A 13,807-nucleotide genomic window follows, 5' to 3' on the forward strand; every position below is an offset into this window, starting at 1 on the left:
CCTGTGAGCGCCGCGGTCAGTGTCGCCCTGATCGTGGCGGCCTTCGCCCTGTTTGCCTGCATCCTGGCGGGGCTGTGGCGCGCCGTTGCGGGCCCGACGATCGAAGACCGGCTCACCGCGTTCGTGCTGTTGGGCGCGGGCGGTGCCGCCCTGTTCATCGTGCTCGCGGCGATCGCCGACCTGCCGGCCCTGCGTGACATCGCGATCGTCGTCGTCGGCCTGGCCACCATCGTCGCGGTCGTGTTCACTCGGCGGTCGGTGCGCTGATGGTCATCGTCGACGTGCTCGTCATCACCCTGCTCGCGGCGGGTGTCTTCTTCGTTGTCGCGGGCACGGTGGGGCTGCTGCGCTTCCCCGACCTCGCGAGCCGCTTGCACGCGGTGTCGAAGGCCGACGTCCTCGGCCTCGGACTCATCGCCACCGCGCTCGCCCTGCACCTTCTCATCACCGAACCGGGATGGGCAGCGGTCGGCGTGGTGGCGAAGCTGGCCCTCATCTGGATTCTCGCCCTCATCGGCACCGCCGCGAACGCCTACCTCATGGCGGGCAGCAGGCGGCGGGCCGAGGTAGAGACGGAGGAGGAGCCGTGACGGTCATCGCCTTCTCCGACGTCGACGTGCTCGACGTGCTCGTCGTGGCGGCCGTCGCCGTCACCGCGATACTCGCCATCGCGATTCCTCGCCGGGTCGGCGCGACCATCGCCTTCCTCGTCTTCGGCCTGCTGCTCGCGCTGCTGTGGGCACGTGTCGCCGCGCCCGACGTGGCGATCGCCGAGGCGGCGCTCGGCGGTGGGGTGGCGGGGGCGCTGCTGGTCGATGCACTTCACCGGCGACAGCCCGCGCAGCCGAAGCGCGACCATCGTCGCGCGGTGGCGATCACGGCGGTCGGCGCCGCGCTCGGTGCGGTGACGTTCGCCGCCCTGGCGACCGTGCTGTCGCGTCTCACGGCGGAGCCCGCCGACCTCGGGCCGCTCGCCCTGGAGGCCGTCGAGCGCAGCGGCGTGAGCCACCCCATCACCGCGGTGCTGTTGAACTTCCGCAACCTCGACACGCTGCTCGAGATCGCGGTCGTCGTGTTCGCCGCGGTGGGTGCTGCGGCGCTGTCGCGTGACCGCATCCGCACCGTGACCGACCCGGGCCCGGTACGGCGCGTCATCGCCGTCATCATCGTGCCGGCTCTCGTGCTGCTCGCCGCCTGGCTGCTCGTGGCCGGAACCAGTGAGCCCGGCGGAGCCTTCCAGGCCGGTGCCGTGCTCGGTGCCGCGCTCATCATCGCCCACCTGTGCGGGGTGCGCGCCGCCCGCGCGGCCGGAGGGCGCGCGCTCGTGCTCGTCGTGGCGGGCCTGCTGGCGTTCATCCTGCTCGGCGGCATCGGGCTCGCGGTGACGGGAACGTGGCTCGCGCTCGACCTCAGCTGGGCGTTCGCGGCCATTCTCTCCATCGAGACCGTGCTCACCGTCAGCATCGGGGTCGCGCTCGCCATGCTCTTCCTGGCCGCCGGCTCGCGCGACGATGCGGCGGCCGCCGACAGCGCGGCAGCCGCCCCAGCCCTGGGGGGTGCCGCGTGACCACCCTGCAGCTGTTTATGTATGCCGGTGCGTTCATCCTCGTGGTGGGGGTTGCCGCGACCCTGCTGGTACGCGACCTGATTCGCCGCCTGATCGCCCTCAACGTCGCCTCTGGGGGCGTCATGCTGCTGTTGTTGGCGCTCGCCGATCGCGGCGACGGCGAGCCCGACCCCGTGCCGCAAGCCCTCGTGCTCACGGGCATCGTCGTCATGGCGGCCGTCACGGGCATCGCCATCGTGCTGGCGCGACGGGTCGAGCAGCTCGACGACGACCTCGAGGAGGTCGAGCAGTGATGTCGGCCGCAGCCCTCGTGCTCGCGCCCGTCTTTCTGCCCCTCGCGGTCGGCGCGCTGTCGGCCGTGCTGCCTCGGCGAGCGGCGGCGACGCTGACGGTCATCGCGGCCGCCGCCACGCTGATGGTCGCCGTGTTGCTGGGCATCGCCGTGCTCGACGCGGGCCCCGTGCGGCTGGAGGTGGCTGGCTGGGCGCCGCCCGTCGGAATCCTTCTCGCCGCGGACGGGCTCTCGGTCGTCATGATCGGCCTGTCGGCAATCGCGGTGCTGGCTGCTGCGCTCGTTGCCGCCGCCGACGACCACTTCGGGGGAGGGCACGCGTTCTGGCCGCTCGTTGGTGCGGCGGCCGCGGCCGTCAACGGCGTCTTTGTCGCGCGCGACGTGTTCACCGCCTTCGTGCTGTTGGAGCTGTTGACCATCGCATCCGTCGCGCTTGTCGCCCTGGGGGGAGCGCGATCGGCCGCAGCCGCCCTGCGCTACCTCTTCGTTGCCGTGACCGGCTCGCTGTTCTTCTTGCTCGCGGTCGCCCTCACGTACGGACACACCGGCACCGTTGACCTGGCGCGGGCCGCCGAGCGCGCCGACGACACCGTGATCGTCGGGGCGATCATCGCCCTCACCGTGGTCGGCATGGCCGCGAAGACGGCGCTGTTCCCGTTGCACTCGTGGCTGCCGGCCGCCCATCCCGCTGCCCCGACGGCGGTCAGTGCCCTGCTCTCGGCGCTTGTGATCAAGGCCTCGATCGTGATTCTTTGGCGCATCGTCGAGTACTTCGGCCCGCTCACCGACCTCGCCGCGCCGCTCGCGACCGCCGTGGGCGTCGCGGGCGCCGCCGCCGTGCTGTGGGGCGGGGTGCTCGCGCTGCGACGCGACCGCCTGAAGTCGATCATCGCCTATTCAACGGTCGCCCAAGTCGGGTACATGGTGCTGCTGGTGCCGCTCGTGTTCACCGCGAGCGACCCGCAGGTGGCCTGGATCGGCGGCATTCTGATCACTCTGGCTCACGGCGTCGCGAAGGCCGCCATGTTCCTCGCCGCCGGAGCGCTCGCTACCGCGGCCGGCACGAGTCGGCTCGACGGGCTCGAGGGCACGATCAGCCGCATGCCGTGGACGGTCGCCGCGATTGGGCTCGCCGGCGTCAGCCTCGCGGGGCTTCCGCCCACGCTCGGCTTCGTCGGCAAATGGATGCTCGTGCAGGCCTCGCTCGACGCGGGCGCCTGGTGGTGGCTGGCCCTGCTACTCGGCGGCGGGCTGCTGACTTTCGCCTACACGGCGCGCATGCTGCGAGCCACCTTCAACCCGCCCGGCGACTTCTCGGGCGCCCGCGAGCTCACCCGGCCCGCGCGCACCGTGGCCATCGTGCCGCTGGCGCTCGCCGCCCTCTCGGTGGTGCTCGGTCTCATTCCGTGGCTGCTCATTGATGTTCTGAGTGCTGCGCCGATGGGGGGTGGCGCATGAACGATGACACGGTCACCGTGATGAGCGCGCTGCCGGTTGTGCTTCTGCTGACGTCGCTCGTGCCGGCGCTGCTGATCTTTGCGCTGCGCGAGAAGCAGACGGTGCTGCGCACCACCCTGAACCTCGCTGGAGCGATCGCGAAGGTCTTGCTCGTGATCGTGCTGATCCCGCGCGTCGTGGCGGGCGAGGAGCTGCGCGCCGAGTTCACGTGGATTCCCGGGCTCGACATCGTCTTCGTGACCGACACGTTCTCGCTGTTCTTCGTCGCGCTCTCGGCGGGCCTGTGGTTGGCGACGACGATCTACGCCGTCGGCTACCTGGAGGGCTCACCCAACCGCAGCCGGTTCTTCGGCTTCTTCAGCCTGTGCGTCACGGCCACGGTCGGTATCGCCCTGGCCGGCAACCTGCTCACCTTCCTGATTTTCTTCGAGCTGTTGACGCTCGTCACGTACCCGCTGGTGGCTCACCGCGGAACGCGGGCGGCACTGCGCGGTGCCCGCATCTACCTCGCGTACACGCTCGGCGGCGGCGTCGCCCTGCTGCTCGGCGTCGCCTGGCTGACCGTCGAGGTCGGGCCGGTCGAGTTCCGTGCCGGCGGTATCCCCGAGGTGGCGGAATTCGCCGCCCGTGACCCGCTCACGGCGACGGTAATCGGCGCAGTGTTGTTGCTCGGCGTCGGCGTGAAGGCCGCGTTGTTCCCGCTGCACGGCTGGCTGCCGATTGCCATGGTGGCCCCAGCGCCGGTGAGCGCCCTGCTGCACGCGGTGGCCGTGGTGAAGGCTGGCGCCTTCGGAATCATCCGCATCGTCGAGGACGTTTTCGGCCTGGCCCTGTTCGCCGAGCTCGGGATGCTGCAGGCGCTCGCCGTCGTCGCCTCCGTCACGATCGTCTACGGGTCCGTCCGCGCGCTCGCGCAGGACGACTTGAAGAAGCGCCTCGCATATTCGACGGTGTCGCAGGTGTCGTACATCGCGCTCGGCGCGGCGCTGCTGTCGCCGATCGCCACCGCCGGGGCGATCGTGCACATGGTCAACCAGGGCTTCATGAAGATCACGCTGTTCTTCTGCGCCGGCCTGTTCGCCGAAGAGCTCAAGCTGTCAAAGGTCAGCCAGCTCGCCGGGGTCGGCCGACGGATGCCCGTCACGAGCGCCGCTTTCACCATCGCCGCGCTCGGCATGATCGGGCTGCCGCCGTTCGCCGGCTTCATCTCGAAGTGGGCGCTCGGGCTCGGTGGGCTCGACGCGGGCCAGCCGTGGGTGATCGCCGTGCTGCTGACCAGCACGGTGTTGAATGCCGCCTACTTCCTGCCGATCATCGCGACCATCTGGACGTCGCCGCGATCAGAGTCGGAGGGCAGCGATGAGGGCACGTTCCCGGTACCCGCCCGGCGTTCGGGCTGGGAGGCGCCCGCGAGCCTCCTGCTGCCCGCGGTCGCGACCGCGCTCTTCGTCATCCTGTTTGGCGTCGCCGCCGGCTGGGGCTACTCGCCCTGGGTTCTCGCGCAGATCGTGGGGGAGGGAGCATGGCCGTGATGTGGACTCTCTCCTTCGTCGTCCCGCTTCTGGTGGCGGCGACGATCGCCGCGCTGAGTCTCGGGGCGGGCGAGGCGCGTGCCCGCGCCCGCGAGCTCGTCGTGCAGTACGCGTGGCTCGCGGTCGTGCCGACGGGCATCGTCGCGAGCCTCGACGACGGCGCGCTGAAAACGGTCGACTGGATGCTGTTCGGCACCGCGATCCGCCTCGATGAGGTGGGGCGCCCGCTCGTGCTGCTCGCGGTCATCCTGTACGGCATCGCGCTGGCGTTCGTGCCACGGTCCATCTCCGAGCGCCCCGCCGGGCTGAACGGCTTCCTGCTGCTGTGCTTCACCGCGAACGTGGGGGTCTTCGTTGCGGCGAACCTCGTCACGTTCTACCTCGTGTTCGCCGCCATGAGCTTCCTCGGCTACGCGATCGTCGTGCACGACCGCACGACCTCGGCGCGCCGGGCCGGCGCGGTGTACCTCGTGATGACGGTGTTTGGGGAGTCGGCCGTGCTGGGCGCATTCCTGCTCATCGCGTCCGAGGGCGTCACCGACGTTATCAGCGTGCCTGCGGCGGTCGCCGCATCAGACGCTCGAGACGTCATCGTGGCGCTGCTCATCATCGGCTTCGGGGTGAAGGCCGGCATGATTCCGCTGCACGTGTGGTTGCCCCTTGCCCACCCCGCCGCGCCGAGCCCGGCCAGCGCCGTGCTGTCGGGTGTGATGCTCAAAGCGGGAATCATCGGCCTGCTGCGCTTTTTGCCGCTCGGCGAGGGGGCCGCCGAACCGCTCTGGGGCGGTCTGCTCGTCACGCTCGCCCTCGTCGGGGGGCTGCTCGCTGCCGTCGTCGGCGTGCTGCACGACAACCCGAAGGTGATTCTCGCGTACAGCAGCATCGGCCAGATGGGCTTCATTACCGCGCTCATCGGTGCGGCACTGCTCGAGCCGGCGATCGCGCCCGCGGCCATCGCCGCTGCCGTCGTCTACAGCGTCGCCCACGGGCTGATCAAGGGCGCGCTGTTCTTCAGCATCCAGGTGTGGGATCTCAGCCGCGCCCCCACGTGGGCTGTCGTCGTGCCCCAGACCGTGGCCGCGCTGGGCCTTGCCGGAGCGCCGCTGACGGCGGGCTTCATCGCCAAGTACGTGTCGAAAGAGTCGCTCGGAGACGTCGCATTGCCCGGCCTTCCGGTGGTCGCGCTCGCCGACATCCTCCCGTGGTTTGCCGTCGGGTCAACCGTGCTGCTCGCCCGATTCGCCATCGCCATGAGCCGCCGAACGCGCCGCCGCACCGCCGGAAAACCGATCAGCACCGCGGCCTGGGCGGTGCTGGCGCTCGCCGCGGCCGCCCCCGTGTGGTGGCTCGCGACCGGGTTCGCACCCCCGCTCACCGTGCCCGGCTGGTTCTCGCCCGGCCCCGTCGTCGACCAGTCGTGGCCGTTCCTGCTCGGCATCGCCCTCGCGCTGGCCGCGGCCGCGCTCGCGCGTCGGCCACGATTCCGGGATGCTCGCCTGCTGCATCCGCGCGGAGACATCGTGCCCGAGGGCGACGTCGTGGTGCTGCTTGAGCGGGCTGCCGGCGGCACGATGCGGGGCGTGATCCGGGCATCCGGTGTTCTGGGGGCGACGCGCGACGCGCTCGTGGAGCGCGTGCGGCGGGGGCCGTCGCCGATGCCGACGGTCAGCGGCGTTCAGGCGCGGCTGGGAACCTGGGTGGTGTCGGGTGCGCTTGCGGTCGCAGCCCTGGCCGGCGCCCTCCTATTCGTGGTGCTGGCGGGAGGGGGCGGCTGATGGTGGTCTCGGTGATCTTTCGCACGATTGTCATCGCGGCGGCGTGGTTCGCTGTGACGGAACTGCGCCCCTCGGCAATCGTCTACGCGCTCGCGGCCGTGCCCGTGGGGGTTGCCGCTACGTACCTCGTGACCGGGATGCCCGCGCGGGGAGGCTCGCTGCGACTCTCTCGGGGCGTCGCGGCGACGGCCGCGAGCCTGCGTTTCGTCGGCTGGATCGCCCGCAGCGCGATCCTGGGCGGCGGTGACGTCGCGCGCCGGGCGTTGTGGCTGCCGCGCCCCGACGTGGACCCCGCATGGGTGACCCGGCGCACCACCCTCGGGACCGCGGCGGGGCGCGTGACCCTGGCCCTCGCCATCAACCTCGCCCCGGGAACGCTCAGCGCGCGCATCGACGGGGACGAGCTCGAGATTCACGTCATTACGAATGAGCTCGATGTGGACGCGGCGGTGACGGCGCTCGAAACCCGCATCGCGGCCATCGAACGCGCGATGGCGTGATGTCAGGCGGGGGATGCCGTGTCGAGCGCGGCTTCCACCCGTTCCACCACCCGACGCTGCGCTTCGTTCAGGGAGTCATTCGAGTACTCCGCCAACAGGGCAACTGCTCGCGGGTCGAACGACACCTCGTCGTCTCGAAGAGCTCTGATGACGTCTCCGTACGTCGCCACCATGTCGGCGACGATCGCCTCGACGACGCTATCCGGAGCATCCGCGTCGAGGTCGGCGAGGCGGCGGGTGAGCGTGAGTGACGTCTCGAGCAGCGCGGGTTCCGAGAAGCGCGCGTACAACCCCGCCAACTCGTCGAGCACCTCGGGGCTCGCCAGGTGGCCGATCAGGATCGCCTGCTCGCGGTCAACGCGGGCCAGCGTAGAGTCGCCGAGTCGTGCGGCGAAGAGCGCGATGTGCGGCGCGAAGGCATCGGGCAAGTCGGGCGCGGCGTTCCACGCCATGAGCTGTGCGATCAGCGCTCGACGCTCGGTTAGGCGCTCGATCTCCCGGGCCGTCTCATCGTCGAGCCGCTCGAGCACCTCTGCCGTGTCCTTGCCGTCGCGGTCGAGCATCGGCGCCAGTTCGCCCAGGCGGAAACCGAGCGACGCGAGTCGGACGATACGCAGCACGCGCACCAGGTGGTGCACCGAATATTCGCGGTATCCGTTGGGCGTCCGCGGAGGCTCGTCGAGGAGGCCGAGCTGGTGGTAATGCCGCAGGGTGCGCACCGTGACGCCGGCGAGGTGGGCGAGGTCACTGCTGCGCATCGGTCGGATCCTCATCGGCAGGGGGCGTCGACGAGTTCAGACTACGGAGTGATCGCGAGACCAGCGAGACAGCGAGGGCAATGAGCCAGAGGGAGGCGATCGACCACGACGCGATCTCGAGCGTGGCGTACTCGACGAGCAACGCCGCGGCCATGATGCCTGCCGGTGCCGCCACCGTGAGTGCGGCATTCTGCGTACTCAAGATGCGGCCGCGCATGCTTTCGGGAATGCGCTCGATGAGCACGACCCCGATGATCGTGTTGAGGATTCCGCCACCCGCGCCGACCAGTGCGGCGGCACCGATGACGATCAGCACCGATGGCAGCGAGGCCATGGCGAAGAAGCCCGCGGTCGCGAGCAGCAGTCCGCCCATGAACCACGCTCGTCGGTGGCCCGGCGTGCCGACGGCGGCGAACAGGCCCGCGCCGATGAGGAGGCCACCCGCGAGGGCGGAGAGGATCAGCCCGAGCATCCCGGCCTGGTCCTGAAGCGTGACGTAGACCGGCAGAATCAGGCCCTGGAACGCGGCGAGCACCATCGCCACGATCACGCTGAAGACGGTGACCGTCACGAGGAAGCGATCCCGGGCAAGTGCCCGCCATCCCTCTTTCAGGTCGCGCCAGGCCGACGGCGTCGGCGGGGGCGTCGGGAGCGAGCTCGAGAGGGCGACGGATGCATGGGGCTTGATTCGTCCGATCCGATGCGGCATCACGAGCGTCACCATCGCCGCGAGGAACGACGTGCCGGCCGTCACCCACAACACGGTCGTGCCGTCGAGGAGCGTCACCAACAGGCCCGCAAGGGCCGGCCCGATCAGGAAGGCGACCGAGCCGAGCATTTCACGCAGGCCGATGAGCCGCTCGGCGCTCATCGCACCGTGCCGCACGATCGCGGGAACGAGTGCTTCGCGCGCGGTGATCCCCGGCACGTCGCCGATCGAGCCGAGAATGCCGAACAGGACGAACCAGCCGATCGTGAGTCCGGTGATCGCGTCGACGATGGGCAGCGCCGCCATCGCCGCCGCCGAGACGAGGTCGGTGACGACGGAGGACGTTCGCCGGTTGATCCGGTCGATCACGACGCCCATGAGCAGCCCCGCAACCACGGCGGGAAGCGCTGTCGCCGCGGCGACGGTTCCCGCGCCCAACGCGCTTCCCGTTGTCAGCAGGACGATGAGGGGGAGGGCGATGGCGGCGATCGAGTTGCCGAGCGTCGACAGGAAGTATGACGCGAGATACGCAGTGGGGATGAGTCGCATGCCCCCATCTGAAACTATGACGTTACGTCGGGGTCAAGCGTCGGCCGGCGGCCGCTGAGGCGGGCGACATCGACGCCGAGGAACGAGAATTGCAGGGCGATCCAGCCGCCCGCGACGAGCTGCGCGGCCTCAGTGGGGAGCGAGGTCACGGTGGGTAGCAGCAGCACGATCGTCGGCGTCGTCTCGCCGTTCGCCACGGCGATCGCCCCGAGCACCAGGATTCCGCCGTATACGTAGGCCGCGAGGCGCAGCCGCATGCGCTCGACGGGCAACGACTTCCCCCGACGCACGAGCAGCCAGCGCGGCAGTCGGGTCGGCAGCTCGACAGTGCTCACCCTGTCACTGTGCCACGCGCGTGCGATCGGCGGAACATCCGTGGCGGCCCGGGTGTTACCCCAGCATGACCCTCAGCCCTGCCCCCTACGCTGGAGGGGTGACCGAGGCCGCCCCGTTCTCCTCCGCTGAGCTGGAGCACATTCGCGCGCAGTTTCCGATTCTGCGCCGCGATGTTTACGGGCATCCCCTCGTCTACCTCGACTCGGCGGCGACCGCGCAGAAGCCGACCCGGGTCATAGAGGCGGAAGCCACCTTCTATCGCGAGGCGAACGCCGCCGTGCACCGCGGCGCCCACACGCTCGCCGGCGAGGCGACCGAGCTCTACGAGGATGCTCGGGGCACCGTCGCGCGTTTCCTCGCGGTCGATGACAACGAGGTCGTGTTCACCTCCAACGCCACCGAGGGGCTCAACCTGATCGCGTACGCGATCGGGAACGCGAGCCTCGGTCGCGGGGGAGCGGCAGCCGCGCCGTATGCACTCCGCGAGGGTGACGAGATCGTCGTCACCGAGCTCGAGCACCACGCGAACCTCATCCCGTGGCAAGAACTCGCCGCCCGCACCGGGGCCACGCTGCGGTTTGTCCCCGTCGACGACAACGGGGCGATCGACGTCGATGCGGCGACGGGCGTGATCGGGGCGCGCACGCGCATCCTCGCCGTCAGCCACGTGTCGAACGTCACCGGAGCGCACTCGCCGCTCGACCGACTCGTGCCGCTCGCGCGCGCCGTCGGGGCGCTCGTCGTGCTCGATGCCTGCCAGTCGGCGCCGCACCTACCCCTGCGGCCACGCGAGCTCGACGTCGACGTCGCGGTATTCAGCGGGCACAAGCTCTACGGCCCGACCGGTATCGGCGTGCTCTACGGTCGCGCCGAGCTGCTCGACGCGCTGCCGCCCTTCCTCACGGGTGGATCGATGATCACGACCGTGACGATGGAGGGTGCCGAGTACCTACCATCTCCGCAGCGCTTCGAGCCCGGCACGCCGCGCATCGCACAGGCGATCGGGCTGGCCGAGGCGATCCGCTTTGTCGACGAGTTGGGTTTCGACCGTATCGCCGCGACCGAGCATGAGCTGGGCGCACGCTTGCTCGACGGGCTCGCTGAGGTGCCGGGTATCCGCGTGCTCGGCGCCGACATCGACGCGCCCCGGGTCGCGCTCGCGAGCGTCGTCGTCGACGGGGTGCACGCGCACGATGCCGGTCAGATTCTCGACAACGTGGGCATTGCCGCGCGCGTCGGTCACCACTGTGCGCAGCCGCTGCACCGTCGCCTCGGCGCGACGGCCAGCCTGCGGGTGAGCGCTGGCGTGCACACCACGGCCGACGAGATCGACCAGGCGGTCGCCGCCATCGCGGGCGTTCGCGACTTCTTCGGATTGACAGGAGAGAACGCATGAGCGGACTCGAGCAGCTGTACCAGCAGATCATCATGGATCACTCGAAGTCGCCGCACGGCTACGGGCTCGCCGAGGGCGATGTGACGAGCCACCAGCGCAACCCGGTCTGTGGCGACGAGGTGACCCTCGCCCTCCGCTGGAACGCTGACGGCACGCGTGTCGAGGAGGTCGCCTGGGAGGGGTCGGGATGCTCGATCTCGCAGGCGAGCGCGTCACTGTTCGCGACGCTCGCCGCCGAAGACGCCGATGCAGGAAACGCCTGGACCCCCGACGACCTGCAGGCCTTCATCGACGAGTTCCGCGAGGCGCTGCGCTCGCGTGGGCAGATCCCGCTCGACGAAGAGCGCTTCGGTGACGCCGCCGCCCTGAGTGGCGTTTCGAAGTTCGTCGCGCGCGTCAAGTGCGCCATGCTCGCGTGGGTCGCCGCCGAAGACCTGCTGACGCGCCGGGCTGCCGAGGGCTGAACCCGGCTCTTGGCGTGTCGGGGCGACCCGGCATACTATCGAGCATTCGAACACACGTTCGAATGCGGGTCGCGTGTCGCGGCACCGCGTCAGCCTGACCCGTGCCGGAGGTGAGGCGTATGGCGTCTGCCATTCGCGCCACAGCAACAGAGCATGCGCCTGACCGTGGGCGCCAGCCGACGCCCGACGTCGACGCTGTCGTGTGGTCCGATGACGCCGGTCGCCCGCTGCGGTTGATCTGGCAGGGGCACCGGTGGCGCGTCACCGACCGGCCAACGGTGATCACCGCGCCGGTGTCGTGGTGGTGGCGCGTCGATCCAGCGGGCGACGACCTCGATCTCGCCCCGAGCGAGTGCGTGGGGTGGCGCTTCCAAGCGACCGGCGAGCACGGCGAAACTCGCGTGTTCGACATTCGCGACACGGGTGATCCGCGTCGTTGGCGCGTAGTGAAGACCTACTGCTGAGCGCTAGCCGTGATCACGACTCGTCGATGAGTCGGGCCAGGTGGGCGATGAACCCCGCGAAGTCGCCGCTGTCGCGCGCGAGTCCCGCGACGTCTCGACGCGCGGCGAAGACGTTCACGAACTGGTCGAACAGCGGCTGGAAGCGGGCGCGGCCGTCGGGGCTGAAGGCGATGAAGGCGACGACGGACACCCGCGCATCCCCCCACGTGACGGGCGTCGGGCACAGCGCGATGGCGATGGCCGTGCGCTGGGCGGTGAGGCCCATGGCGTGCGGCACGGCCAGCGTTTCGGTAAATGCCGTTGACGACATACGCTCGCGCTCCAGGGCGCCCTCGACGTACGCCGGGTCGGCCGCTCCCACCTCGACGAGCGCCGCCCCCAGGCCGCGGATGATCGACTCGGGGTCGTCGCCGGGCGGGGTGGCGAAGAAGAGACGCTCGTCGAAGTACTCGAGAAGTTCGTCGGCGATTCCTGCTCGGCGACGCTGGCGCCGCGCCCGCGAGGCGGCCTGGCGAATCGCGTCGATGTCGTCATCGGTGAGGAAGGGCTGCACCACGACAACGCCCTCGCGCACGGCGCCGGTCGGCACGGTTGTGATGACCAGCTCGCTCGCCAGGTCGCGCGGATCGACATCGGAGCGGGTCACCACGTACTCGATCGTGAGCTGGTCGCCGAGCTCAACTTCGACCTTCGTGCGCAGAATCTGGTGCAGGTCGTAGTAGCTCGGGCAGAGGATCGAGCACGTCACCCGCTGTTCGCGCCGCGACACACGCTCCAGGTGCGAGCCGAGGTGCAGGGCGATGTACGAGATCTCGTCGTCGTCGACGGTGATGTCGCGTTCGCGCTGCACGATCGAGGCGATGAACACGGCGATGTCGAAAATCAGCGGGTACGAGCTCTTGATCGAGCGCGTGAGGGGGTTGCGGCTCCTGGCGTTGTCGCGGGCACGCGCCACGAGGTTGCCGAGATGGATCGCGAAGCGGGTCATGAATGCGTCGTCGCGGAAATCGACCGAGTACTCGTCGAGCACTTGCGCGACGATGCGGTCGACCGTCGCCCGATCATCCGGATCGATGGCGGGCGTTTCGGCAGCGCGGTTACCGGGGGCCACCACTCGCGTCACGAGCAGGCGGGCCAGGTACTCGAGGTCGGCCGCGTTCAACACGATGTCGTAGTGCGCGTCGGTCAGGCGCCGCAACACGTCGACGACAGCAGTGTGCTGCGGGTCGGGATGCACGTTCGCATCGGACAGATGCTGGTCGCGTCGCGCCCGATCGACCGCGATCGCGATGTGGAGGAGGACCGCATCGACGCCGTACTCGTTGACGAAGAACCCCTCCGCCTCGAGCGCTTGCATGAGTTCGGACTTGAACTCGCTGAGCCCAGCAAGACCGAACTCGTTTTCCAGAGCCTCGAGGTCGATGACCCCCCGTGAACTCTCGGCCTGCAACAGGCGGCTCAGCAGGCGGCGGCGCGAGCCCTCGGTACCAACCAGTCGCACTCGGCTGCCCGAGCGTTCGAGCGTGGCGCCGGCGTCGTCGGCGATGGACTTCACCTTGCGCAGGTCAGCTTCGAGCGTCGACTCGCTGACGAACAGCGTGTCGGCGAGAGCGTAGACGTCGATGCCGGCATCGAGCTCGGTGAGGCGGCGCACCAGGTGGTGAACGCGCTCTTGCGGCGTGCCCGCGATATCGCCGCGCGTGCGGGCCCGATCGAGAAACTCGCCGTACGCCTCTCGATTGAGGCGATACCCGGCCGTGGACGCGATAACGATCGGCAGCGGCTGGGCGGCGGTCTTCGCGGCGGCTACGTAGCTGCGAACCGAGCGCGTCGTGACGCCGAGGTCGTCGGCGAGCTCGGCCGCCGTCACCCAGTCGTCGGCCTGCGCCAGGAGCTCGAGCATGCGCTCGTACTTGTCCGCCATCGTGCGTTCACTGTAGGTGATCAGCGCCGCGGCCACACGATTTCCGCAGGGGAGGAAAGACGTCTGTTGGCGGGTGTGGGTGG

At 69.9% G+C, this 13,807-nt stretch carries 15 protein-coding genes; 11 read left to right on the forward strand and 4 right to left on the reverse strand.

Going from position 1 to position 13,807, the window contains the following annotated elements:
• Positions 1–3: 3 nt before the first annotated feature.
• From ACK4SC_RS10245 to ACK4SC_RS10280, 8 genes are read left to right on the forward strand one after another with little or no spacing between them, the layout of a single operon-like run.
• Positions 4–267, forward strand: coding sequence for a hypothetical protein (locus tag ACK4SC_RS10245; RefSeq protein WP_409617655.1), 264 nt, complete (start codon positions 4–6; stop codon positions 265–267).
• The gene (locus tag ACK4SC_RS10250) at positions 267–590 is read left to right on the forward strand and encodes a cation:proton antiporter (RefSeq protein WP_096423310.1); all 324 of its coding nucleotides are present in this window, start codon (positions 267–269) and stop codon (positions 588–590) included. The genes ACK4SC_RS10245 and ACK4SC_RS10250 overlap by 1 nt, the downstream gene beginning before the upstream one ends.
• Complete coding sequence (locus tag ACK4SC_RS10255; protein ID WP_409617657.1) at positions 587–1,567, forward strand: hydrogenase subunit MbhD domain-containing protein; 981 nt, start codon at positions 587–589, stop codon at positions 1,565–1,567. Before ACK4SC_RS10250 ends, ACK4SC_RS10255 begins: the two co-directional genes overlap by 4 nt.
• Positions 1,564–1,860 carry an NADH-quinone oxidoreductase subunit K gene (locus ACK4SC_RS10260; RefSeq protein WP_409617659.1) on the forward strand — a complete coding sequence of 99 codons (297 nt, stop codon included), beginning with the start codon at positions 1,564–1,566 and terminating at the stop codon, positions 1,858–1,860. Before ACK4SC_RS10255 ends, ACK4SC_RS10260 begins: the two co-directional genes overlap by 4 nt.
• Positions 1,860–3,317, forward strand: a complete 1,458-nt coding sequence (locus tag ACK4SC_RS10265; RefSeq protein WP_409617661.1) for a complex I subunit 5 family protein — start codon at positions 1,860–1,862, stop codon at positions 3,315–3,317. Before ACK4SC_RS10260 ends, ACK4SC_RS10265 begins: the two co-directional genes overlap by 1 nt.
• Positions 3,314–4,849 carry a complex I subunit 5 family protein gene (locus ACK4SC_RS10270; RefSeq protein WP_409617662.1) on the forward strand — a complete coding sequence of 512 codons (1,536 nt, stop codon included), beginning with the start codon at positions 3,314–3,316 and terminating at the stop codon, positions 4,847–4,849. The genes ACK4SC_RS10265 and ACK4SC_RS10270 overlap by 4 nt, the downstream gene beginning before the upstream one ends.
• Positions 4,849–6,624, forward strand: a complete 1,776-nt coding sequence (locus ACK4SC_RS10275) for a complex I subunit 5 family protein (RefSeq protein ID WP_409617664.1) — start codon at positions 4,849–4,851, stop codon at positions 6,622–6,624. The genes ACK4SC_RS10270 and ACK4SC_RS10275 overlap by 1 nt, the downstream gene beginning before the upstream one ends.
• Positions 6,624–7,124: a Na+/H+ antiporter subunit E gene (locus ACK4SC_RS10280; RefSeq protein WP_130281186.1), complete on the forward strand. Its 501-nt coding sequence runs from the start codon at positions 6,624–6,626 to the stop codon at positions 7,122–7,124. The genes ACK4SC_RS10275 and ACK4SC_RS10280 overlap by 1 nt, the downstream gene beginning before the upstream one ends.
• A gap of 2 nt (positions 7,125–7,126) precedes the next feature.
• Here the strand turns inward: ACK4SC_RS10280 and ACK4SC_RS10285 are convergent, their stop codons facing one another.
• From ACK4SC_RS10285 to ACK4SC_RS10295, 3 genes are read right to left on the reverse strand one after another with little or no spacing between them, the layout of a single operon-like run.
• Positions 7,127–7,882: a MerR family transcriptional regulator gene (locus ACK4SC_RS10285; RefSeq protein WP_409617666.1), complete on the reverse strand. Its 756-nt coding sequence runs from the start codon at positions 7,880–7,882 to the stop codon at positions 7,127–7,129.
• Positions 7,869–9,140, reverse strand: coding sequence for an MFS transporter (locus ACK4SC_RS10290; RefSeq protein WP_409617667.1), 1,272 nt, complete (start codon positions 9,138–9,140; stop codon positions 7,869–7,871). Before ACK4SC_RS10290 ends, ACK4SC_RS10285 begins: the two co-directional genes overlap by 14 nt.
• A gap of 14 nt (positions 9,141–9,154) precedes the next feature.
• Complete coding sequence (locus ACK4SC_RS10295; protein WP_409617668.1) at positions 9,155–9,475, reverse strand: hypothetical protein; 321 nt, start codon at positions 9,473–9,475, stop codon at positions 9,155–9,157.
• A gap of 65 nt (positions 9,476–9,540) precedes the next feature.
• On the opposite strand from ACK4SC_RS10295, the gene ACK4SC_RS10300 reads away from it, so the two are divergent.
• The 3 genes from ACK4SC_RS10300 (at position 9,541) to ACK4SC_RS10310 (ending at position 11,800) form a co-directional block, all read left to right on the forward strand.
• A complete protein-coding gene (locus ACK4SC_RS10300; protein WP_409617670.1) occupies positions 9,541–10,872 on the forward strand; it encodes a SufS family cysteine desulfurase in 1,332 nt (443 codons plus the stop codon).
• The gene (gene sufU / locus ACK4SC_RS10305) at positions 10,869–11,336 is read left to right on the forward strand and encodes a Fe-S cluster assembly sulfur transfer protein SufU (protein ID WP_409617672.1); all 468 of its coding nucleotides are present in this window, start codon (positions 10,869–10,871) and stop codon (positions 11,334–11,336) included. The genes ACK4SC_RS10300 and sufU overlap by 4 nt, the downstream gene beginning before the upstream one ends.
• A gap of 119 nt (positions 11,337–11,455) precedes the next feature.
• Positions 11,456–11,800 carry a hypothetical protein gene (locus ACK4SC_RS10310; RefSeq protein WP_409617674.1) on the forward strand — a complete coding sequence of 115 codons (345 nt, stop codon included), beginning with the start codon at positions 11,456–11,458 and terminating at the stop codon, positions 11,798–11,800.
• 13 nt (positions 11,801–11,813) lie between these two features.
• On the opposite strand, the gene ACK4SC_RS10315 is transcribed toward ACK4SC_RS10310, so the two are convergent.
• Positions 11,814–13,724, reverse strand: a complete 1,911-nt coding sequence (locus ACK4SC_RS10315) for a BglG family transcription antiterminator (protein WP_409617676.1) — start codon at positions 13,722–13,724, stop codon at positions 11,814–11,816.
• Positions 13,725–13,807: the final 83 nt, after the last annotated feature.

It is taken from the genome of Microcella sp., from assembly GCF_046293215.1.
Classification (GTDB): domain Bacteria; phylum Actinomycetota; class Actinomycetes; order Actinomycetales; family Microbacteriaceae; genus Microcella.